Origin of the sequence: Ochrobactrum sp. P6BSIII (assembly GCF_014138065.1) — a bacterium.
Taxonomy (GTDB): Bacteria; Pseudomonadota; Alphaproteobacteria; order Rhizobiales; family Rhizobiaceae; genus Brucella.
In genome coordinates this window covers 22,076-45,463 of sequence record NZ_JACGXB010000018.1, presented here as the reverse complement: position 1 = coordinate 45,463, position 23,388 = coordinate 22,076, and the positions used below count along the sequence as shown (strand labels likewise).

The window sequence follows — 23,388 nt, the reverse complement described above, 5'->3', positions numbered from 1 at the left end:
CATGGCGTGTCGTCAGCAAATCACGCCGACTAATATAGCGTGTAATAGCCGCAAAGCCAGTTTCACCAAAGTAAATTAGGAAGGATTTTCGCTGAACGTGCAGCTGCCGTCAGGCAGCATGCTTGACATGGAGCCCGCAAATCCGCCACTGAAAGACATTAGAGCGTGTTTCGATCTGATTGAATCAGACCGGCGCTCTAAAGCTTTGTTTTAACGCGCATCTTGTCTGAAAACCGTTTCACACTTTTCAGGATGCGCTTTAGTTGCCGGAGAGCCACGATCTTGACCGATTCTGCCCCGCTTCACGGAAACCTGTTTACCGCTATTGCTGACCGCTCGGCGTGCGTGGGCATCATCGGCCTCGGCTATGTCGGCCTGCCTCTGGCGATGACTGTTGCCAATAGCGGTTTTCGTGTCATTGGCTTCGATATAGACCCCGGCAAGATCGTCATGATTGACGATACTAAATCCTATATAGAATCCGTATCCGATGCGCTGCTGGGGCGCCATGTTGGCGAGGGCCGTTTCCGCGCAACGACTGATTTTGCGAGCCTTGGCGATTGCGATATCATCATCATCTGCGTTCCGACGCCGCTGACCAAACAGCGAGACCCTGACCTGTCCTTCGTCGTCAAGACCTGCGATGCGATTGCCCGAACGTTGAAGCCCGGCCAACTGATCGTGCTGGAATCCACGACCTATCCTGGCACCACGAATGATGTGGTGCGACCGATCCTGGAAAAGACGGGGCTGCGTTCGGGCCTGGATTTCTTCCTTGGCTTCTCGCCAGAACGCGAAGACCCTGGCAACCGTGATTTCGAAACTTCGGGCATTCCGAAGATCGTGGCTGGTGATGGCCCGGAGGCGTCGCAGCTCATGACGGCCTTTTACGGCGCAGCGGTCAAGACAGTCGTTCCGGTCTCGTCAAACGCAACCGCTGAGGCTGTGAAGCTGACGGAAAACATCTTCAGAGCCGTCAATATCGCTCTCGTCAATGAATTGAAGGTCGTTTACGAGGCCATGGGCATCGATATCTGGGAAGTGATCGAGGCTGCCAAGACCAAACCGTTCGGCTATATGCCGTTCTATCCGGGACCGGGACTTGGCGGTCACTGCATTCCTATCGATCCGTTTTACCTGACCTGGAAGTCGCGCGAATACGAACTGCCGACGCGCTTTATCGAGCTTGCCGGAGAGATTAATTCTGCCATGCCGCGCCATGTTGTCGACCGACTGGCGGAGGCGCTCGACCGCCGCCACGGCAAGGCTGTCAGTCGCTCGCGTGTCCTGATCATCGGACTTGCCTATAAGAAGAATGTGCCTGACATTCGCGAAAGCCCATCGCTGAAACTTATCGAGCTGATTGAGGCTCGCGGAGGGTCGACGGCCTATCATGATCCGTTCGTCGCGACGATTCCGCCAACACGCGAATATATCGAGCTGCGCGGCCGTAGCTCGGTCGAACTGATCGAAAAAGCTGTCAGAGAGTTCGACGCTGTGTTGATTGCGACTGATCACGATCAGATCGATTATCAGGCCCTGGTCACTTGGGCGCCCTTGATCATCGACACACGCAATGCGTTCGGACGCCGTGGCATCAGCGGCGACAATATCGTCAAGGCATAGCACGGCGAATTGTTGAAGAACGCGGTCGCCGTTATTATGCAGGAAGAATAAATCATGAGTCGTCTTGACAGTTTCATCCGCCGTCTTTGTGCCCAGCGTGATATTCTGAACAGCATTGCGGACGATGTGCGCGCGATCCCGGGCAACATCATGGAACTTGGTCTCGGCAATGGTCGCACATACGACCATATCAGGGAGCTGTTTCCTGATCGCCGTATCATCGCTTTTGATCGCGTGATGCAATCTTACGAAAGCTCGACGCCTGACAGCAATAATCTTGTGGTGGGTGAAATCAAGGACACGGTCCGTGATTATTTCGGCATCGAGGCAGCACTTGTGCATGCCGATATCGGCACGGGCCATAACGACCTTGACGCCATGACGCTGACATGGTTACCCGATGCCGTGGCACACTTGTTGAAACAAGGTGGAATAGCGGCCAGCGGGCTGCCGCTTGATCATCCGGAATTAACGCCAATGCCGGTGCCGCACAGTGTCCCGGTAAAGCGCTATTTTCTATATCGCCGTCGTTAACGTCACTGGCGTCGGGCAGCCTGCAACGTGTAGCTGCGTGAAATCTTTTTATCCCGCCTTTATGTGAGGCGAGATACTTCCATTTTGCTGCAAACGCACTAGAAATATACTGGCAAGAGCGGAGGAGGCTTCGCAAAATGCACAGGTATATATAGAGCGATTGACGGCGTTGGCACCATAGCAGTACGGCCCGGCGGGCCATCGATTTCAAAACGGGACTTCATGGAAAAAAACCTAGCCCGCTATATCTGGTCCACGACGCGCGCCCAGCAAGCCTGGATTCTTTTTGTCGTCGCCGTCTCGATGATCCCTTATTTCCTGTCATTCGATCTGCCCAAGCAGATCATCAACGGCCCCATTCAGGGAATAGGTTTCGAGAAGCCGGGCGCGACGCAGACTTTCATGCGGATCACCTATGATTTCCCGATTGTGGGCGAGGTGGTCTTCTTCGGTGGCTTGCAGCTCACCCGTGTCCAGATGCTGATCGGCCTCAGTATGGTGTTCCTGCTGCTGGTTGTGATCAACGGGCTCTTCAAGCTCTACATCAATACCTATAAGGGCAGGCTCGGTGAGCGAATGCTGCGCCGCATCCGCTTCGATCTGGTGGACCGGGTGCTGCGGTTTCCGCCACTCCATTTCAAGCGGGTGCGTTCTGCAGAAATCGCCACCATGATCAAGGATGAGGTGGAGCCGCTCGGAGGCTTTACCGGCGATGCCTTTGTACAGCCGGCCCTTCTTGGGGGGCAGGCTGTTACGGCGCTCGTTTTCATCCTGATGCAGAATTTCTGGCTTGGCATGATCGCCGCGATCATTGTTGCCGCGCAGGGCATCATCATTCCCCGGATGCGCAAGCGACTTCTCGAGCTGGGGCGTCAGCGCCAGCTGTCCGCGCGCGAGCTTTCGGGCCGCGTGGGCGAGATCGTCGACGGCATCAATGCCATCCACAGCAACGACACGTCGAATTTCGAGCGCGCCGATATTGCCCACCGACTGGGCCACATCTTCACAATCCGTTATGATCTCTACCAGTGGAAATTTCTGGTCAAGTTCATCAATAATTTCCTGGCGCAGGTCACGCCGTTTCTGTTCTACATGATCGGCGGCCTGTTGGCGCTTCAGGGTCGGCTCGACATTGGCCAGCTCGTTGCCGTCATCAACGCTTATAAGGACCTGCCTGGTCCGCTCAAGGAACTCATCGACTGGGACCAGAACCGGCAAGATGTGCAGGTCAAGTATGCGCAGGTCGTTGAGCAGTTCAGCGTCGATAACCTCATTGATCCGAAGGTACAGTCCGTCCATTACGATACAGTTTCCCCGCTCGACCAGCCGCTCGTCGTCACCAATGTCACGGTGCCAGACGACAGCGGCGCGACGCTTTTGGAACATATCAGCATCGAGTTGAAACCGACCGAGACCGTGGCGTTGATCGGGCCTGCGGGCAGTGGCAGCGATGTGTTTGCCGAACTGCTCGGTCGGCTCGTCTGGCCTTCGGCCGGGCGGGTCTCAATCGACAGTCGCGATCTTCTTGAATTACCCGAATCCGTCACCGGGCGGCGCATTGCCTATGCATCGGGTGACGGCTATTTCTTCAGTGGTTCCCTGCGCGACAATCTGCTCTACGGGCTGAAACACGCCCCGCTGACCAAGGTCGCCTATGAGGGCGACGAAGCGGTAAAACGGCGCTGGGAAATCGCGGAGGCGCGCCGTGCAAGAAACCCCGATTTCGATCTCAATAGCGACTGGGTCGATTACGCTGCGATGGGCATCAAGGGGCGGGACGAGCTTTATGCCATTGTGCGACCCGTTCTTGATGCGGTGATGGTGACCCATGACATTTTCGATATAGCGCTTTTGTCGAAGGTCGATACGGTTGCTCATCCTGAATTCATCGGGCGTATCGTGGAACTCAGGCAGGCGCTGCGCCAGCGGCTTGACGGCAGCGATATGGCCGAACTCGTCATTCCTTTCGAGCCAGATGTCTATAATACGCAGGCGACAGTGGGTGAAAATCTGTTGTTCGGCGTACTCGACCGCTCCTCCATGACCATCCGGCAACTGGCGGCACATCCTTTTTTCCGTGAGGTTATCGGCGAGAACGATCTACTTGCGGATCTATACGCTATGAGCCTCGAAATCGCGCAAAATGCTATCGAGCTTTTCCGCGATCTGCCTCCGGATCACCCTTTCTTCCAGCAACTGACCTTCATGCGGCCGGAAGACATTCCCGATTACGAGACGCTTTTGCAGCGGGTGAAGGGGCTCAGCGTTGATGCGGTATCGGACGATGATCGCGTCAACATCGTGCGTCTTAGCTTCTCTTATATCGAGCCGCGGCATCGTTTCGGCCTTTTGAGCGAAACGCTGAAAGCCAAAATTGTCAAAGCCCGGACCCGCTTCCTGCGAGATACGCCGAAAGATCTGCGCGCGGTAATCGAGCCTTATGAGCCGGATCGCTTCATCAAGCACGCGACGCTTCTCGACAACCTGCTGTTCGGCAAGATCAGCTATGGGCAGATGAATGCGTCAGATAAAATCCGGACGATTCTCATCGATCTATTTGAGGATTCGGGCCAGCAGCGCACCATCTTGATTATCGGCCTCGATTTTGATGTCGGCTCGGGCGGCAAGCGACTGACCAGCGTGCAGCGTCAGAAAATCAATATGGCGCGGGCTTTGCTCAAGCATTCGGATTACGTGGTGTTCAATCGGCCGTTGCCGTCGCTGGACCAGCGCATCCAGATTCAGATCGCGGGAAATATTATGCACTCTCTGCATAAAGAAGGTCATAAACCCGCGATAATATGGGCGTTGAGTAATTTTTCTCTCGCCAGAGACTTTGACCGCGTTATTGTGTTTGATCACGGGCGGGTGGTTCAGGATGGTACCTACGAGGTGCTGATGGAGGAAGATGGACCGCTCAAGGAATTGCTGTCGTAAAGCGTGGTGAAGGGGAAGATCGATGCTGTTGAAGGATGAGGTTGAAATGCTGCGGCGCATGCCGTTCTTTGCCGGTATAGAGCCGGCGAAGCTGAAGCTGCTCGCCTTTACCTCTGACCGCATGACCTTCAAGCCTGGAGAGACACTGTTCCATCAGGGCGACATCTCCGACGCAGCTTACGTGATCCTTTTGGGTGGCGCGGATATTCTTGTCGATTCACCTGGTGGTCCGATCAAGGTTGCCGAAGCCCAGCCCAACTCAATCGTCGGTGAAATTGGCATTCTGTGCGATATGGGGCGCACCGCCACGGTGAGGGCGGCGACGCCGCTGGAAACCTTGCGCATCAGCAAGGAGCACTTCACGAAAATCCTTAGCGATTACCCGGAAATGGCGGTCACGATCATGCGGGAATTGGCGAAACGGCTTGGCCAGACCACTGCTGAACTGACGCTCGAGCGCAGCCACAATCAGAATGTGCATTCTGTTTGAACGATAAGTCCAACGTGGTCCGGGCCTGACCGTGCTATTTTTTGAGACCTTTCTGCCGTAATTTGTAAAATCCACAGCCGAAATCCCACTCTGGCTCAAATTTCTTGTTCTGAGCGTTGTGGTGAATCTGATTTTCTCATTAGCCCATGTTGGGGCATCATTCCGATGGGATTGGGCGCAACGCCTTTTAGCCATCACTTTTATCGCAAACACCTTGCTGATACCGCAAAGGAAGTCACGAGCGTTTATCGAACTCGGATTGGCGCTGCTGGATTGTATCCATGTGCTCTACTGTCCAGTGATAAAGGCTCGCGAAGGGTGCCTGCAGCGAGCGCCCCAAAGGGGTCAGGGCATACTCAACACCCAATGGCGGTCCAGGTAATATCCGTCGCGTGAGCATCCCATTGCGTTCAAGTTTGCGCAAAGTCTGGGTCAAAACGCGCTGAGTGATGCCCTCCAGCCGTCGCTTGATCGCGTTGAAACGCCGGGGTTCGTTGTTGAGCACCTGCAACACCAGCATCGACCATTTGTCGGCAATCTGGTCGAGAATTTCCCGGCTCGGACAGTCGGCGCGGTAAGTCGGGTCGCTCTCATTCGTCATCGGTATCCTCTTGGATATCTGGGATGCTTTTAGTGCGTAATTGACACTAGATATCCGTTGGATACCTTCTCGGCAACTGATTTCCATGAAAGGAACCATTATGAACGGCGATTTTTCTGTGATCCGAATTGTTGTTGCCGATGGCGTCGCGCATGTGACGCTCGACAATCCTCCGGTTAATATACTCAATGTGCAGCTTATGACCGAGTTGCGGCGCTTTCTCACGGCAATGCGGGCCGAGGAAACGGTCAAAGTCATCGTATTTGATAGCGCTAATCCGGATTTTTTCATTGCCCATGTGGACATGACTTTGATTGACGAACCAAAGGCCTTCGATGAACTTGCGAAAGATGCACCGGAGGGCCTGAATGTCTTTCAGGCCTTTTCTGAGATGTTACGCCATCAGCCGCAAGTGACAATCATCAAGCTAAAGGGGCTGGCGCGGGGCGGCGGGGCGGAGTTTGTTGCGGCGGCGGATATGTGCTTTGCCGAAATTGGCAGGGCGGGACTCGCGCAATGCGAGGCGCTGATGGGCATCATCCCCGGGGGCGCGGCGACCCAGCATCTCGCGCATCGGTTAGGCCGCAATCGTGCGCTTGAAGCCGTTCTGGGGGCTGATCTTTTCGATGCTGAAACAGCCGAACGTTATGGCTGGATCAACCGCGCCCTGCCTGCGGACCAGATCGACACATTCGTGGAAACGCTTGCAAAGAATATCGCAACGTTGCCCGAAGGGGTTATCGAAGCCGCGAAGAAGGTGCTGCCTCCGGCAGATTTGCGTCCCGGCTTGGCAATCGAAAATCGCGCATGGGCCGATTTGTTCATCCGCCCTGCGGCGGAGCAGTTGATCCGTGGCGGTCTGCGCGACGGTGCGCAAACGCGAGAAGGTGAAAAGCGCCTCGAAGCATTGCTGCGTGAGACTAATGCCAATCGTTTGCGGTAGCGGCGTTGCGATGAACTATCTGCCACGGAAGCGTCCGCTGGAGGACATTCTCCCTGCACTTCTAGAGCTTCTGCACGGAGTCGATACTAATATGGTAGGCTTTGAGAGACTGCCATGTTAGTGCGTTTAAATCCGGACCAGAACTTTACCGACGGTCGTGTCCGTCTCCTATGCTTCATGTGCAGCAGCGATTTGTTCCACTGGTACCTGCACGGCGATTTTGGGGTTGCATATCCCGGATGCGAGACAGGCATTTATTGTTTCCTAAAGAGGCATTCCAAACAAGGCCTTTGCATCTTGCGGCTTTTAGCTCTCCGATGGACGAGATCGGCTGCGTAACAGCGCAATAGGAAATGCCGAGTGCTGCCCGCGGTGTTGCCGACCGTGTCGTGTTCATGCGTGACCGCGTGATCGTCGAGCCGGGGCCAGCGCGTGACGTGATCGACAATCGAAACAGCCCGCGACGCAGGCATTCCTGTCGCATTTTCACAATCGCGGTTGAGCGGGTCCTGCATTTCTAGGTCGCACAATTGGGCAGAAGCCGGTCCCAACGAGAGGCTGTTCAACACTACTCCTGCAAAAGAGCCGCAATTCTTTCGAGAATAAGCTCGCTGGCATCCAGAATATCTTTGGCAAGCGCCGCTTCCGCAGCCTCTGGATCACGCGCTTCGATTGCTTTCACGACAATATAGTGGTCTTCAATCATGTGACGGCCGCCATACTCATATATGCCTGCAATCAACGGACCCATCTGAAGCCAAAGGGTTCCAAGGATTGTAATCAGCGATGGCATCCGCGCAATTTCTGCAAAAGCCGAGTGGAAAATCTGGTTGCACTCGAGAGCATCTTCCCAGCGCTGCTCCTTAATCGCGGTCTCATTGTCATTAATAATGGACCAGAGCCGGGCAATATCTTCCGGTGTCGCTGCAACGGCGGCGCGGCTGACCGCCAGCCCTTCCAGCCGCACCCGAATATCGCGTATCTCGCAATAGCGTTCCGGCGTCAGGATGGGCACGCGCACGTCGCGCGGTGTTTTCTGGATGAGGGCGTTGTCCTGAATGAGCCGAAGCAGTGCATCGCGAACCGGCGTGACCGATGTGCCCAGCGAAGCCGCCAGCTCGCGAATGGTCAACCGCGTGCCGGGGGCAAACTTGCCACGCATCAAGGCTTCCGAGAGTTTGCGATAAACGACATCGCCTAGGTTCTCGTGCACCAGAGTCTGCAATTCAGCAATTTTGTGCATGCGTGCGCTCTCCACTAACATCCAATAAGGCCTTTTATCATATTTGTAGTTTGATGCATCAAATATGTTGCACGAAGGTAAAGTTATCTATAGCTTCTTTTAAAAGAACGATCAGCCTCCACGATTTCGTGTGTCGACAGCATAAGCTTTGCTGTCTCGGGCTGCATCTGGAAATAAGAGGCCGTAATAGCCGGTCCACCGGCTTTGAAAGGGGAATTACATGACGAGACAGCCCAATTCCGTTGAAGCTCGCGACATCGCCTATCATTTCCATTCCAACACCAATGCGCGCCGTCACGAGGAAATCGGCCCGGTGGTGATCGAAAAGGGTGATGGTATCTACGTCGAAGACAATAACGGCAAGCGTTATATTGAAGCGATGGCGGGCCTTTGGAGCGTCGGCGTCGGCTTTTCTGAAAAGCGTCTTGCCGATGCTGCGCACAAGCAGATGTTGAAGCTGCCTTATTCGCACACTTTCACGCACCGGTCGCATCCCCCTGTCATCGAATTGGCCGAAAAGCTGATCAGCATCGCGCCGGTTCCGATGAGCAAGGTCTATTTCACCAATTCCGGCTCGGAAGCCAATGACACCATCATCAAGATGTTGTGGTTCCGCGCCAATGCCATGGGTCAGCCGCAGCGCACCAAGATCATCGGTCGCAAGCGCGGCTATCATGGCGTGACGATTGCATCGGCAAGCGCCACCGGCCTGCCGGTCAATCACAACTCGTTTAATCTGCCGCTGCCGGGCTTCCTGCATACGACCTGCCCGCATTACTACCGTGATGCACTGCCGGGCGAAACGGTCGATGAATTCACCACACGTCTTGCCAAGGATCTGGAGGACATGATCCTCGCCGAGGGTCCGGAAACGGTTGCAGCCTTCATTGGCGAACCGGTGATGGGGGCAGGCGGCGTCGTTGTTCCGCCGGAAGGTTACTGGGAAAAGATCCAGGCCGTGCTGCTTAAATACGATATTCTGCTGATCGCCGACGAAGTGATCTGCGGCTTTGGTCGTACCGGCAATATGTTCGGCTCGCAGACCTTCAATATGAAGCCCGATATCATGACGCTGTCGAAGCAGATTTCGTCGTCCTATCTGCCGATCTCGGCTTTCATGTTCAATGACCGCGTCTATCAGCCGGTGGCGGATGAAAGTGCACGCCTTGGTGTATTCGGTCACGGCTATACGGGCTCGGGTCATCCGGTTGCGGCTGCGGTTGCGGTCGAAAACCTCAAGATCATCGAAGAGCGCGATCTGGTGACCAATGCGCGTGAAACCGGCGCCTATATGCAAAAGCGCCTGCGTGAACTGGCCGACCATCCGCTGGTTGGTGAAGTGCGCGGCGTTGGCCTGATTGCCGCGCTTGAACTGGTTGGTGACAAGGCAACCAAGGCGCCACACGAGAAAGTCGGCACACTGGGTGGTCTCGCCAATGCGGCGATGTTCGGCAATGGCGTCATCACGCGCAACATGGCCGATGCGATTGCGTTTTGCCCGCCCATGATCATCACGCCTTCGCAGGTCGATGATGTTGTCGCGGCAACGAAGAAGTCGCTGGATGAAACGCTGGCCGCAATCGGTCGGGCTTAAAGGCAAAAATCTAAACGAGTGCACCGGGCTTTAATAGCCCGGTGGCAACATGCATCAAAATGTGATTGGATACATTTGAGGCTTATAAGTAGATTATGCAGCGTCAAATGAGAAAAAATAAAACATAATGTATCCAATTTCATTGACAGGGTGGTCATTCTATATAAGCGTTAACGAATAAAAGAAGGCAAAATCGCCTCACAAAATCAACCGCAGAGGGCAAAATGGGAGCTCGTCTCGATATGAATCTGAAATATGCTATTGGCTCGTCCATACTGGCGCTGGCTGTCTCGTTTTCGGCAACCGCACTTGCTGCAGATGGATCCGGAAAATGGTGGCCCTTCAAGATCCAGTCCGCGAAGGACGGTGATCTGAAGTCGGTCTCTGAAATTGAATACACGCCGCTGGAGAAGGCAGAAAAGCCCTGGAACCTCTGCGTTCTCTATCCTCATATTCAGGATGGCTACTGGGTGTCGGTCAACTACGGCATGGTAGAGGAAGCCAAGCGTCTGGGTGTCAATCTGACGATCTATCAGGCTGGCGGCTACACATCACTTCCCAAGCAGATCTCGCAATATGACGATTGCGTCGCGGCCGGCGCGGATGCCATACTGATTTCGCCAATCTCGGAAGCGGGTGTCGCTGCGAAGATCACTGAAGGCATGAACAAGGGCATCGTCAATATCGCTGTGGCGAACCCCATTCTCGAAACGCCGATCACTGCCCGCGTCACACCGGACTTCTATCAGAAGGGCTATCAGACCGGCGAGTATGCCAAGAAACTTCTTGGCGACAAGGAAGGGAAAGCAGTTGGTTTCCCCGGACCTCAGGGTTCCGGATGGGCGGAAACCTATATGAGTGGCTTCCGCGACTCCGTCAAAGAAGGCAATATCAAATTGTTGGCCGAGCAATTTGGTGAAGCCAGCGTTCCAGCACAGTTGCGTCTGGTAGAAGATGCACTGCAGACCTATCCCGATATGAATGTGATCTGGGGTGGGGCCCCAACTGCCGAAGCTGCGATTGGCGCGGTGGAAGATGCCGGGCGTGACGATGTGATGATCGTTTCGTCCTATGAAAACCAGACGATGCTGGATGCGGTCAAAAGCGGAAAAGTTGTTGCTTTTGCAACTGAATATCCGGTCATGATGGGTCGTATTGGCGTTGATCTTGCTGTTCGTGCCCTTGAAAAGAAACCGCACGAGAAGGTGCTGCTCGTTTCTCCTGGTATTGTCACGAAGGACAATATCGACAGTTTTGATACGACGCAGATCTTCGCCCCAGCCAATACGCGTCCGGTATTTTCGGTCAACGCCAAGTAGGCTGCGTTTTCAGGCAGTTTCGCCTTTCAACAATGCAACGTCGTCTGGCCTCGAAAGAGGCCGGGCGGGGATCATTGATCGGGAATGAACATGCTTCACATCAAAGGGCTGACAAAGAATTTCCGCAACATTGCCGCGTTGAGCAACGTTGAGCTACACCTGAAGCCTGGCGAGGTCCATGCGCTTCTCGGTGAGAATGGTGCGGGGAAGTCGACGCTCATCAATTTGATCGTTGGAACTTTCGAGCCGTCGGCGGGAGAGCTGACGGTGAATGGAAAGACCTATAACAAAATGAACCCGGCACTTGCACGTGAGCTTGGCATCGCGTCGGTGTTTCAGGAGTTCAGTCTTGTTCCGGATTTAACGGTACTGGAAAATCTGTTTTTGGCGCGCGAAAAGAGTGGCAGGCTTTTCCTCAAGAAAGCGGCTATGCGCGCCGAAGCCCAGCAGTTGCTGGATGAGCTGGAGTTTCATGTCCCACTGGATGCGATGGTTGGGCATCTGTCGCGTGCTCAGCGGCAAATGATCGAGATTGCCAAAGCGCTTCGGCTTGACCCAAAAATTCTCATCCTTGATGAGCCGACGGCATCGTTGACTGATGGCGAGGCGGAAAAGCTGTTCCGCACTATCCGGCGATTGAAGGAAAAGGGCGTCGGCATCATTTACGTATCCCACCGCATGGCGGAACTACGCAATCTCTCTGATCGCGTGACAGTTCTGCGTGGCGGTAAATATATCGGAACGGTGAATACCGGTGAGATCAGTGACGAAGGTCTGATCGAGATGATGATCGGACGCCCGGTCTCGGAACTGTTTCCAAAGATCACAACCAGTCCGACCGAAGTTGCTCTGAAGATCGACAGGCTTTCGGTTGAAAACGGTACTGTCGTCGATGCCAGCATTTATGCGCGAGCGGGTGAGGTTGTTGGTCTTGCCGGTTTAGTTGGTTGTGGGCGCTCGGAATTGTGCCGCGCCATCTTTGGTCTCGAAACGATATCGTCCGGACGCGTTGAGCTCCATGGCAAAGTGGTAGAGCGTCCGACGCCTCCGGTCATGCTGGACAACCATCTTTGCTATTTTCCTGCAGACCGTGGCGAGGAAGGATTGGCCTTGATCCGCCCCGCCCGCGAGAATGTAACCATGGCTGGCTTAAACCTGCCAAGTCTTTCCATTGGTCCATTCTTCAAGCACAGGAAAGAAGCGTCAGTGGTCGCTAGTCCGCTGAAGGAACTGGCGCTTAGCCCCTTCGATCCCGAAAGGCGTGCGCGAGCATTTTCGGGTGGAAACCAGCAGAAAATCATGCTGGCGCGCGGTTTGATGAAGGATTTCGACGTCTATATTTTTGATGAGCCCACAGTGGGGATCGATGTGGGCGCCAAGGCCGATGTCTACCGATACATCAAGCGTCTCGTAGAGGGCGGAGCCTGTGTCATTGTCTCCACTTCGGAATTGCCCGAGCTGATCAATCTGTCGACACGCATTTACGTCATGCATGAAGGTCGGATCATGGCGGAAATCCAGGAAAATGAAAAATCCGAAGCGAGCGTATTGTCTCACTATTTTGGGGAAAGCGCCGGGAAGGAACTGATAGCATGACGGACACCGTCGCCCGACAAGCTGCCCCTCATAGCGGGCCGCATTTTCTCCAGCGGTTTATCGCCAGTGGCGGTATCGTGTTTACGTTCCTGGCATTGTCCCTGATCATTACCTCGCTGATAGCGCCGAGCTTTTTGAACCGGCTCAATCTGATCAATGTGATGAGAAATTTCTCATTTCTGGCACTGCCTGCTCTCGCGCAGATGCTGGTTATGACAATCGGCGGCTTCGATCTCTCGGTTGGTGCTGTCGTTGCCGGAGGAACATTGGTTACAGCCACGATCATGCTTGTCGTGGGACCCATGTTTCCGGGAATGGAACTCTATGTAACATTGCTCGCATTATTGGCTGTCCTCGCACTTGGTGGACTGGTGGGGCTTATTAATGGTGCGTTAGTTGCGACCTTTAACATTTCGCCCTTCATGGTGACGCTGGCGGTAACTTCCATCATCATGGGTGTTGCTCTCTATTTCACACAAGGTATTCCTGTTTACGGTGTGTTTGACGGCTTTATCAAAGGCGTCGGTCGAAATCAGATCATGAACATACCAGTGATCATGATCATCGTTCTTGCCGTCGCGGTACTGTGTGTCGTGATGCAGCGTCACACTGCTTTCGGACGTCATATCTATGCGGTGGGCAGCGATCCTCGTTCAGCACTTCTTTCCGGCATCAAGGTCAAGCGTGTGATTGTATCCACTTATGTGCTCGCAAGTGTTCTCGCGGCTCTGACCGGTTTTCTGATGACGGCTCGGCTTGGGTCCGGGCAGGCTACCATCGGCAGCACGCTGGCTATGGAAACAATCGCCGCTGCTGTTATTGGGGGCGTGTCACTGCGTGGCGGGGTAGGGCGAGCGGAACTTGTTGTTCTAGCAGCATTGTTCCTGACGGTGATCGGCAATGCGATGAACCTGCTTCAGATAGACAGTAAATTTCAGACGTTGATGCTTGGCGCGGTGTTGATCGGCGCGTTGGGGATAGAACGTTTGCTTCAGGTGAGGAAATGACCATGTCCGACACCACAACTTCCCGGCCTGTCATCAAAAGATCCATGTCGATTTCACATCGCCTCACCAGCTTGGTTTTGCCGCTTGCAATCCTTGCCACTCTCCTGTTGTTCGGCTTGGTGGAACCGCGCGTCTGGTCGCTCGGCAATATCCAGAACATCGTCGTACAGGCGAGTTTTCTTGCAATCTTTGCGATGGCGCAAACCTTCGTCATTCTGACACGCGGTTTCGACCTTTCGCTTGGCTTCAATATTTCCTTGATCAGCGTGGTTTCGGCCATGGTGATGGTCAATGGCGGTGACGGCACGTCCGTATTGCTTGGAATGGGCGCAGCGCTTGTTATCGGAGCGGCAATCGGCATGACGAATGGCGTGCTCATCGCCGGGTTCCAGCTCAACGCTTTGGTGGTGACGCTGGGTATGGCCAATATCATCCTTGCTCTGGCTTCGACTGTAAGCGGTGGCTTCCCGATTACTGGCTTGCCTCCAGTCTTCAACGCTATGCTCTCGCAAGGAAAATTCCTTGGTCTGTCCGCGCCCATATGGGTGCTTGCATTGGTCTTCATTGTGCTCGGTTTTATCCTGACCGCCACCAAATTCGGTCGTAGTCTCTATATCATCGGCGCGAACCCCAAGGCTGCGCGGGCGGCCGGTATTCGGGCGGCGCCTGCTGTTATTTTGGCCTACACCATTTGTGGGCTGCTGACGGCCATTGGAGCGATCATGCTGACAGCACGCACAGGCTCTGGCGAACCCAATCTTGGTGGAAATCTCACACTGGAATCCATCGCGGCTGCAGTTGTTGGTGGTGTGCGCCTTACCGGTGGTGAGGGCGGCGTGACCGCAGCCCTGATTGGAGCACTTTTCATCACGGTTCTTTCCAACGGTATGAACCTCATTCAGGTTGATGGCTATCTTCAGCAGATATTCCTTGGCCTCATCATCATCGTTTCTCTGGTCGTCGTACAGCTGCAGACGCAGCGTTAGTCCAGGGTTTTGTATTCGCATTGCGAGCGGCTTCGCCGTTCATTTATCGACCCCAAAAGAGATATCTTGAGGATCAAATGACATATCAGGTTTGCATCGATATTGGTGGTACTTTCACGGACTGCCTTGTTTCGAACGAAAAAGGTGAAATCTCGATCTTTAAATCGCCGACGACACCGGGCGAGTTTGAGAAGGGATTTATCAATGTCCTCCATGTCGCCGCCGAAGGCTATGATCTAACCCCTGATGCCTTCTTCCAGCAGGTCGACCTTATTGTGCATGGTTCCACCGTTTCGACCAACGCATTGGTTGAGCGTAAAACCGTCAAGGTTGGACTGATTGTTACCGAAGGCCACCAGGATGTGCTTGTTCTGCGCGAAGGTCCACGCAAGGGCGCGTTTCAGTGGCGGCTGGATTATCCCGAAGCTTATGTGCCGCGTCACCTGACACGCACCGTCAGTGAACGCATTGATGCGCGTGGACGCGTAGTCACGGCGCTCAATCGCGATGACGTTGTGAAAGCAGCGGAAGACTTCAAGAAGCTCGGAGTCGAAGCCATTGCCGTAGGTCTGCTGTGGTCCGTGGTTAATCCGGAACATGAGTTGGAAATACGCCAGATATTGGAAGAGAAGCTGCCGGGCGTCGCCATCACGCTCAGCCATGAAATCAATCCGATGCCGCGCGAATACAAGCGTATCATCGCTGCTGCAATTGATGCCTCGATCAACCCCATCGTCAAGCGCTATATCGAAAAGCTGCGCCTTGCACTCGACGAGACCAATTTCGGCGGTGAGTTGCTGCTGGCTAATTGTGTTGGCGGCATGATGCCGGTTGCAGAAATGATCCGGAAGCCGATTTACTCGGTCATGTCGGGTCCAACCCTTGCTCCAATGGCCGCGCTTGCCCTTTCCGACGAGCCAGACATTATTGTTGGTGACATGGGTGGAACGACATTTGATGTTTCCGCTTTGCGCAACCATCAGATCATTGTGACGCCTGACAGCATGATCCATCATGACAGTCTCGGCATTCCCAAGGTTGACGTGCGCTCGGTGGGTGCCGGTGGGGGGTCAATCGCGTCGGTAGATGCTGGCGGTCTCTTGCATGTTGGGCCCCATAGTGCAGGCGCGCGTCCGGGGCCTGCCTGCTACAACAAGGGTGGCGAGTTGCCGACAGTCACTGACGCCAATGTCGTTCTGGGGATTGTCGATCCAGACTATTTTCTGGGCGGCAAAATGCAGTTGCGGAAGGATTTGGCCGAACAGGCCTTGTCGAAGGTTGCAGGCGAGCTTGGGGTTTCCAATGAGGAAGCTGCCTATGCCATCTACACGACCTCGAACCACAACATGGTGGCCGCAATTGAAGAAATCACCGTGCGCGAGGGAATTAACCCGCGTGACAGCTTCTTCGTTTGCGGTGGCGGTGCAACCGCTATCCATATAGCGGAGATGGCCGATATTCTCGGTCTGAAACGTTATATGATCCCCCGCTTCATGGCCGGTCTTTCGGCTTTTGGCGGTCTGATCTCGGATATCCGTCGCGAGGATACCGGCGTGCTTTTGACCTCGAGCGAACGCTTCGATCCGGAAGGTGTCAACGCAATCCTGTCACGGCTGATGGAGTCCGGCGACGGGTTCCTTGATGAGGCCGGTGTTACGCGTGAGAACCGGCGCTTCGAATTCAGTTTCATGGGACGGTACGAGTATCAATCCTTCGAGATTGAAGTTCCGTTCACGCCTGAAAATGGCCAAGTCACGCAGGCCCAATTGGCAGAATTCGTTGAAGCATTCCACAAGATGCATGAACGCATCTATTCCATTCGTGCGGATGGTGACGTGGTCGAGTTCACAGCCTGGAAATTGCGTGCGATTGGCAAACGTACCGGACAGGACGTTTGGCTCAGCCATACGCTGCATAGTCAGGACGGTGCGGTCCAGCCCAAGGGTTTCCGCAATGTGTACAGCCACGAAATCAAGGCGAAAGAGGAATTGCCGGTCTACGAACTGGCGGGACTTGGCGCTGGCGCGCAACTTGCAGGGCCGTGCATCGTCGATGCCGAAACCTTTACCGCCTACCTGAAGAAGGGGCACGACGCCACCGTGGATACATATGGCAACCTCGTTGTCCAGGTAGCCTGATCAGAAAGGTTCAGTGATGAATATGAGCACAAAAATATCTGATACGGGTGCAGCCCGTCGCGTAGATCCTTTTCTTATGTCCGTTCTCAAAAGCCGCTTCGAGGCTGTGGTGCGCGAGATGACGCTTGTTGTCATGCGTGCCAGCCGGTCGGCTGTTATCAAGAACGCGCGCGACTTTTCCTGCGCGATCCTGACCTATGATCATCGTCTGGTATCGGTCGAAGATGCCCTGCCTATCCACGTCATGTCGATGGATCTGGCGACCCGCCCGATCACTAAACTCTTCGACGATATCAAGCCGGGTGACATCTTCTTCAACAATTGTCCTTTTACGGGCGGCACGCACCATGCCGACTTGATCGTGGCGATGCCGGTTTTCTATCAGGGCAAACCGCTATTCTGGATGATGGCGCTGTCGCACCATGCTGATACCGGTGCGCCGACGCCATCGACTTATCTCCCATTCGCGAAGAACATCTTTGAAGAAGGGATGCACTGGCCCTGCGTGCGCATTGCAGAAAACTACAAGGAAAAGGCGGATATTCTGCGCATTGGCTCCATGCGCAATCGCGTGCCGGAAATGTGGCTTGGCGATGTGCGTGCACAGATTGGAGCCTGCCGCACTGGTGAGCGTCGAATTCACGAATTGCTGGAACGCTATTCACCGGAAACGGTACTGGACTTCGTGGAAGACTGGTTCGATTATGGTGCGCGATGCGCAAAGGCCGCCATTGCGAAGCTTCCTGCTGGTCAGTACAGCTACGAAATTCGTCACGACCCGGTGCCCGGCGTTGCCGACGAAGGAATTCCCGTCAAATTGACCATCAATGTCGATCCTGATAAAGGCGAGATTGTCGTTGATGCGCGGGACAATATCGATTGCGTTCCAGGCGGCCTGAATCTGTCAGAGAACACAGCGACAGGGTCATGCCGCATTGGTGTGTTCAACAATCTTGATGAAAGTGTCCCGCATAATGAGGGCGCGAAATCCCAGATCAAGGTATTGTTGCGAGATGGTTCCGCAATCGGCAAGCCCAAATACCCTGTTGGAACTTCCGTTGCCACGACCAACGTCAATGACCGGTTGATGATTGCTGGCAACGCGGTGTTCTCCCAGATGGGCGCGCCATATGGTCAAGCTGAAAGCGGCTCGCATCTGCCGGCGGGTGTTGGGGTCATTTCAGGCCAAGACCCGTACAAGGATGGCAAGGGCTATGTGAACCAGGTCTTTGTCGGATATGCCGGTGGAGGCGCTTTGCACGGCCATGATGGCTGGCTAACCTATTGCGGCCCGGCAAATGCTGGTTTGATCCAGCTGGACTCTGTCGAGGTCGATGAATCGATGTATCCCATCATCATCGAGCGGCGTGGCGTTGTTCAGGATTCGCAGGGTTATGGTGAGTTTGAAGGGTCGCCGACAGTTGGCGGCGTTTTCTATCCGCTCGACCATGATATGACGATTGTCTACGCTGCTGATGGCACAACCTTCCCGCCACGCGGCGTTTTGGGCGGCGGTACGGGCAAGGCTTCGGAAACGGTCAAGATTGTGGGCGAAGGCAAGGAAGAAACTCTGCCCGCCTTTGCGGAAGTCGTCATTGAAGACGGAGCGAAGATTGCTTTTACAGCCTCGGGCGGCGGCGGTTACGGCGACCCGCTGAAACGCGATCCAAAGCGCGTGCTTGCAACCGCAAACCGTGGCTGGTTGTCCCCGGAAGCTGCCGAAAAGGTCTATCGCGTTGCTTTGGTTTCGAATGATGAGGAACCGGGCACCTTCAAGATCGATCTCGAAAGAACGGCGAGCCTCCGCGCTTAGAGCATCAGCATACCATAGCGAAGATAGCCCCCCGCATTGCTGACTGCGATGCGGGGGTTATTGTTTGAGCTGATGACCGCGCAAAAAAGAAACGGCACTCCAACGGAGTGCCGTTTTATAATGTCTGTTTGATCAGTGCAGATTACACCGCGTGTCGTTCCGTGACGAATTTGGTTGTGAGATAAGGTTCGATGGCTTCGCTACCGCCTTCGGAACCATAGCCACTGTCCTTGACGCCACCGAACGGCACTTCCGGGAGAGCCAGACCAAGATGGTTGATGGTCAGCATGCCTACCTCGACACGGCGTTCGAGTTCGGCAATCCGTGCTGCCGATTGCGTGAACGCATAAGAAGCAAGGCCGAATGGCAGACGATTGGCTTCGCTGAATGCTTCTTCCGCATCGGAGAACGGAATGATCAGTGCCACTGGGCCAAACGGCTCATCATTCATGATGTTCATATCGCGCGTGATATTCGTCAGAACCGTCGGTTCATAGAAATTGCCGGAATTGCCGATGCGCTTGCCACCGGCAGCAACATTGGCACCCTTGTCTCGGGCATCGGCCACGAGCGCTTCAATTGCTTCCACGCGACGTTGCGAAACGAGCGGCCCCATGGTGCTGTCGGCTTCGAGACCGGAGCCAACCTTGACACGACCGATTTCCTGAAGAAACACATCGACAAACTGATCGACGGCCTTGTCCTCAATCAGGAAGCGGGTCGGAGAGACGCAGACCTGACCGGCATTGCGGAATTTCGAGCGACCCATCGTGGTTGCTGCTGCCACGATGTCGGCGTCGCCAAAGACCAGAACCGGTGCATGGCCGCCTAGTTCCATCGTGGCGGGCTTCATGTGCGCACCTGCCAGCGAGGCAAGGTGCTTGCCGACCGGCACCGATCCGGTAAACGAGACTTTGCGGATGGCCGGATGCGCGATCAAATAGCTCGATATGTCGGCTGGTACGCCATAGACGAAGTTGACGACGCCCGCCGGAAGACCAGCGTCATGCAGCACTTCGGCCAGAACAGTGGGCGAAGCGGGGGTGTCTTCCGAAGGCTTGACGACGAGCGAGCAACCGGCGGCAAGTGCCGCACCCAGTTTACGGGCCGTCTGCGAAACCGGGAAGTTCCACGGCGTGAAGGCAGCCACTGGGCCGATCGGCGTCTTGAACACTGTCTGACGAACGAAACGGTCGCGCGCAGGAATGATGCGACCGTAAGCGCGCCGGGCTTCCTCGGCGAACCAGTCGAAAATATCGGCGGAGACGTTGATTTCCGCGAGTGCTTCGGCAAGCGGCTTGCCTTGTTCGAGCGTCAGTAGACGCGCGGCGGCTTCAGCGCGCTCGCGCAGCAGCGTGGCGGCCTTGCGCAGAATATTCGAGCGTTCGAAGACGCTCATATCGCGCCAGATGTGGAAGCCGCGTTCGGCAGCTAGTGCTGCCGCTTCAAGCTGGGCTTTCGAGGCAACGCCAACCGTTCCGATGGTTTCATTATTGACCGGATTGAGCACGGCGATGGGCGTGCCGCCTTCGCCTTCTACCCATTTGCCATCGATGAACAGTTTGGTGTCGCGGTAGTGAGGATTGGTCATGACGTACTCAATTGCCTGTTTGCAAGCGTTGAAAGATCAGATTTCCGATAGGTATGGCTGACGTGGCTGCGGGGGACGGCGCATTGCACACATGCAGCACACGTTTTGTCTGGTGGAACTTGAAGTCGTGAATAAGCTTGCCGTCTCTCGAAACGGCTTGGGCCCTTATGCCCGCCCGATAGGGCCGAAGGTCGCTTTCCTGCAGGGATGGGCAATATTTCCGACACTTTTCCAGATAGCTCTTCTTGAACAGACTATCCTTCATTTCTTCCAGGCCGGACGACAGATGGGCGGTGATTACCTTCCAGAAACCGGGAAAGGCCGCATAGGTCGCAATATCGCGCAAGTTGGCCGAGAATTTTGGATAGCCCTCGCGCGAAAGGCCCAGAACGGCATTGGGGCCGACAGTCAGGCTGCCGTCAATCATCGGTGTCAGATGAATGCCGAGAAACGGCATTGAAGGATCCGGCACCGGATAAATCATGCGTTCGACGAGTTTGTTCAGTTCAGGCCGCAAGGCGTAATATTCGCCACGAAATGGCACTATCTGGAAGTCCACATCAACACCGGAGCGTCGGGCAAGGCGGTCAGCCTGCAGACCGGCGCAGGCGATGACCTGCCTGCTTTCCCAGACTTTGCTGCTCGCATGGACCCGCACACTGTCACTGCGTTCTTCAATGCGGTCGACACTGACATTGAACTCGATATCACCACCAGCAGCGCGAATGAGATCGGCCATGGCGCGGCAGACCGCACGATAATCAACAATACCGCTCTGTTCGACCAGCAATGCGCCGAGTCCCGTCACGGCGGGTTCGAATTCGTGTAGTTCACCGCCGCTGAGGCGGCGGCAGGTAATGCCGTTCGCCGCCGCATTTGTTTCGAGCGCGGCGAGGCGTTGCACTTCGACATCGTTGGTCGCAACGACAAGCTTGCCGGGAACACGATAAGGAATGTTGTTCTCGTCGCAGAATTGCTTCGTCATGCGCTCGCCAGCGCGGCAAAGCTCTGCCTTAAAGCTTCCGGGCTGGTAATAGATGCCAGCGTGAATCACACCGCTATTATGGCCGGTCTGATGCATCGCGACAGCTTCTTCCTTCTCCAGCACAAGAATGCGGGCTGAAGGCTCCTGCCGGACAATGGTGAGGGCCGTGGCAAGGCCGACTATGCCGCCGCCAACCAGACAATAATCATACATGAGAAGAACCGATGTTTGTTGTATGATGCATCATGAATTAATTGCACGAAGCGTCATTGGCGTCAATTGGTTTACTGAGAGGACGCTCGTTATGTCTCAGCTACCAATGGGATGGCTCTGTGAAGCCGGTTCGTGGCAGGGATATCTAGAAAGCAATGTCAGTAAAGGCCGTGCGGTTCCGTTCCAGTTCCATGCGGGTGCGGCGAATGTGGCTGTAAAGGGCTCTTTCTGAGTCCTCGACATCTCTTCGCTTGATGGCTTCCATCAGAAGCCCGTGCTCGCATTGTATGATCCAGAACCGTTCACGGCCCAGCAGCATTGTGTAAGCGCGCCGATAATGCTGTGTCGTATTCCAGATGCGCTCGATCATTGGAATGAGCGTAGGCATGGCCGTCGCACGATAGCTCGCGAGGTGAAATTGACGATCAAGCCGCAGGAATTCCTCCACATCCGTCGTGGCGTCTATGGCGCGACAGATCTCTTCTAGGCCGAAAATATCCTCATCGGTCAAGTGCGGGAGGCTTTCGCCAAGCGCAAGCGGTTCAATCCGCTCGCGGATTTTCCACATCTCCACACACTCATTGATGTCGACACGCGCAATCCAGACACCACTATTGGGAACGATGACGACGAGGCCTTCGCTTTCGAGCTGCTTGAGAGCTTCCCGAACGGGCACGCGGCTCGTGCCGAATTGTGCGGCAAGTTCCTCTTGCCGGATGCGCAGTCCGGGCGCGAACTCGCCGCTCAGAATCTTCTGGCGAATTTCACTCGTTACTCGAAGACCCAACGTGGTTTCATTCATAAAATGGCCCCTTCTATGCTCTGACAGTGCATCAGAGACGCCAGATATAGCAGACAATGTTCGGCGCTCGTCTACTACTTTTACCGTCGGACGAAGAGGCGATCACGACGTTGTTCCAACCGGACTCCAAAGGCGACGCGTCAGACCTTTTTCATAGGCCTTGCCATTCGGGAAGGATACGAGCTCGAGCTGCATTCCCCAGGGTGTCAGGAAATAGACCCAGGTTTGCCCTGCACTCGGACCATCTTTCCGCACGACAGGCTCACCGAGAATGCGGACTTCATGCATGCGCAAATACTGCACAGCCGAATCAATATCGTCGACATAGAAGGCAAGGTGATGTCCCCCGACGTCGCTATTGCGTGGCTGGACCGGGTTTTGGTCCGGTGACGAATACTCAAATATCTCGAAGTTGGAGCCATTGCCGCAGCGCAAGAACTGTAGCTTCTTCATGATCGCGCGCGGATGCACATTGAGAGCTGTCTGCATCCATTCCCCGTCAGACGAGAAAGGGCCAAGCTCATAAAATGGCTCGCAGCCAATGACGTTTACGAAGAAATCCACCGCCTCCGCCAGATTAGGGACGGTGAAACCGATATGCTCGGTGCCTCGCAGGCCGGGTAAGCCAATGTCATGCGCAGACGCTTTGTCCTGATGGCTGTAGTTACTCTTCGACATTCGCTCACCTTCATACCAATGTATCCAATCAAATCATAGTTCATTGTGAAAATGCCTTTGTCGAGGCAAATTTTGCGGAAAATCCTTTATTTCAAGATTCAATGGATACAATTGATTGACACTGGGCAAAGAAAGTGAAAGCCTAGCACTAATAAAACGAGAATAAATGTGGGAACCGCTCTGGCTTGTTCAGAGCATCAAAACCGCCGGTATCGCGCGTAATGTCCGACCACTGTCTGCCGCTTGCGAGTCTCTCGCAGGTGATGGCCGAGCTTTGTCTGTAGAGGAAGAA

Annotated in this window: 18 protein-coding genes and 1 pseudogene; 13 read left to right on the top strand and 6 right to left on the bottom strand. The window is 54.8% G+C overall.

All coding sequences use genetic code 11. From position 1 onward, the window contains the following. Positions 1 to 252: 252 nt before the first annotated feature. From FHW00_RS20725 to FHW00_RS20710, 4 genes are all read left to right on the top strand, one after another. Complete coding sequence (locus FHW00_RS20725) at positions 253 to 1,626, top strand: nucleotide sugar dehydrogenase (RefSeq protein ID WP_078340105.1); 1,374 nt, start codon at positions 253 to 255, stop codon at positions 1,624 to 1,626. Positions 1,627 to 1,680: 54 nt separating this feature from the next. Then, positions 1,681 to 2,160: a class I SAM-dependent methyltransferase gene (locus FHW00_RS20720; RefSeq protein WP_078340106.1), complete on the top strand. Its 480-nt coding sequence runs from the start codon at positions 1,681 to 1,683 to the stop codon at positions 2,158 to 2,160. 222 nt (positions 2,161 to 2,382) lie between these two features. Continuing rightward, the gene (locus FHW00_RS20715) at positions 2,383 to 5,097 is read left to right on the top strand and encodes an ABC transporter ATP-binding protein (RefSeq protein WP_078340107.1); all 2,715 of its coding nucleotides are present in this window, start codon (positions 2,383 to 2,385) and stop codon (positions 5,095 to 5,097) included. 22 nt (positions 5,098 to 5,119) lie between these two features. Then, positions 5,120 to 5,587 (top strand): cyclic nucleotide-binding domain-containing protein, encoded by a 468-nt coding sequence (locus tag FHW00_RS20710; RefSeq protein ID WP_078340108.1) that lies wholly within the window; start codon positions 5,120 to 5,122, stop codon positions 5,585 to 5,587. Positions 5,588 to 5,822: 235 nt separating this feature from the next. Here the strand turns inward: FHW00_RS20710 and FHW00_RS20705 are convergent, their stop codons facing one another. Further along, the gene (locus FHW00_RS20705) at positions 5,823 to 6,188 is read right to left on the bottom strand and encodes a winged helix-turn-helix transcriptional regulator (RefSeq protein WP_078340137.1); all 366 of its coding nucleotides are present in this window, start codon (positions 6,186 to 6,188) and stop codon (positions 5,823 to 5,825) included. A 100-nt stretch (positions 6,189 to 6,288) separates the two neighbouring features. On the opposite strand from FHW00_RS20705, the gene FHW00_RS20700 reads away from it, so the two are divergent. Continuing rightward, positions 6,289 to 7,131 (top strand): enoyl-CoA hydratase/isomerase family protein, encoded by an 843-nt coding sequence (locus tag FHW00_RS20700; protein ID WP_445557970.1) that lies wholly within the window; start codon positions 6,289 to 6,291, stop codon positions 7,129 to 7,131. A gap of 365 nt (positions 7,132 to 7,496) precedes the next feature. Continuing rightward, positions 7,497 to 7,633, top strand: a pseudogene (locus FHW00_RS20695) (amino acid ABC transporter ATP-binding protein); the annotation flags it as partial. 66 nt (positions 7,634 to 7,699) lie between these two features. Here the strand turns inward: FHW00_RS20695 and FHW00_RS20690 are convergent. Further along, positions 7,700 to 8,374, bottom strand: a complete 675-nt coding sequence (locus FHW00_RS20690) for a GntR family transcriptional regulator (protein WP_078340110.1) — start codon at positions 8,372 to 8,374, stop codon at positions 7,700 to 7,702. 220 nt (positions 8,375 to 8,594) lie between these two features. On the opposite strand from FHW00_RS20690, the gene FHW00_RS20685 reads away from it, so the two are divergent. From FHW00_RS20685 to FHW00_RS20655, 7 genes are all read left to right on the top strand, one after another. After that, positions 8,595 to 9,968, top strand: a complete 1,374-nt coding sequence (locus FHW00_RS20685; protein ID WP_078340111.1) for an aspartate aminotransferase family protein — start codon at positions 8,595 to 8,597, stop codon at positions 9,966 to 9,968. Positions 9,969 to 10,192: 224 nt separating this feature from the next. After that, the gene (gene torT / locus FHW00_RS20680; RefSeq protein ID WP_244597018.1) at positions 10,193 to 11,287 is read left to right on the top strand and encodes a TMAO reductase system periplasmic protein TorT; all 1,095 of its coding nucleotides are present in this window, start codon (positions 10,193 to 10,195) and stop codon (positions 11,285 to 11,287) included. 90 nt (positions 11,288 to 11,377) lie between these two features. Beyond that, positions 11,378 to 12,883 (top strand): sugar ABC transporter ATP-binding protein, encoded by a 1,506-nt coding sequence (locus tag FHW00_RS20675; RefSeq protein ID WP_078340138.1) that lies wholly within the window; start codon positions 11,378 to 11,380, stop codon positions 12,881 to 12,883. Next, positions 12,880 to 13,890, top strand: a complete 1,011-nt coding sequence (locus tag FHW00_RS20670; RefSeq protein ID WP_078340112.1) for an ABC transporter permease — start codon at positions 12,880 to 12,882, stop codon at positions 13,888 to 13,890. The genes FHW00_RS20675 and FHW00_RS20670 overlap by 4 nt, the downstream gene beginning before the upstream one ends. 2 nt (positions 13,891 to 13,892) lie before the next feature. Continuing rightward, positions 13,893 to 14,876: an ABC transporter permease gene (locus FHW00_RS20665; RefSeq protein WP_078340113.1), complete on the top strand. Its 984-nt coding sequence runs from the start codon at positions 13,893 to 13,895 to the stop codon at positions 14,874 to 14,876. Positions 14,877 to 14,953: 77 nt separating this feature from the next. Continuing rightward, the gene (locus FHW00_RS20660; protein ID WP_078340114.1) at positions 14,954 to 17,014 is read left to right on the top strand and encodes a hydantoinase/oxoprolinase family protein; all 2,061 of its coding nucleotides are present in this window, start codon (positions 14,954 to 14,956) and stop codon (positions 17,012 to 17,014) included. Positions 17,015 to 17,090: 76 nt separating this feature from the next. Beyond that, positions 17,091 to 18,827, top strand: a complete 1,737-nt coding sequence (locus FHW00_RS20655) for a hydantoinase B/oxoprolinase family protein (protein WP_440631614.1) — start codon at positions 17,091 to 17,093, stop codon at positions 18,825 to 18,827. Between the two features lie 142 nt (positions 18,828 to 18,969). Here FHW00_RS20655 and FHW00_RS20650 read toward each other — a convergent pair whose 3' ends face one another. The 4 genes from FHW00_RS20650 to FHW00_RS20635 form a co-directional block, all read right to left on the bottom strand. Beyond that, entirely contained in the window at positions 18,970 to 20,418 is a 1,449-nt protein-coding gene (locus tag FHW00_RS20650; RefSeq protein ID WP_078340116.1) for an NAD-dependent succinate-semialdehyde dehydrogenase, read from the bottom strand. 7 nt (positions 20,419 to 20,425) lie between these two features. After that, the gene (gene lhgO, locus FHW00_RS20645) at positions 20,426 to 21,616 is read right to left on the bottom strand and encodes an L-2-hydroxyglutarate oxidase (protein ID WP_078340117.1); all 1,191 of its coding nucleotides are present in this window, start codon (positions 21,614 to 21,616) and stop codon (positions 20,426 to 20,428) included. Positions 21,617 to 21,761: 145 nt separating this feature from the next. After that, entirely contained in the window at positions 21,762 to 22,418 is a 657-nt protein-coding gene (locus FHW00_RS20640) for a GntR family transcriptional regulator (protein WP_078340118.1), read from the bottom strand. A gap of 102 nt (positions 22,419 to 22,520) precedes the next feature. Further along, positions 22,521 to 23,096 carry a VOC family protein gene (locus FHW00_RS20635; RefSeq protein WP_078340119.1) on the bottom strand — a complete coding sequence of 192 codons (576 nt, stop codon included), beginning with the start codon at positions 23,094 to 23,096 and terminating at the stop codon, positions 22,521 to 22,523. Positions 23,097 to 23,388: the final 292 nt, after the last annotated feature.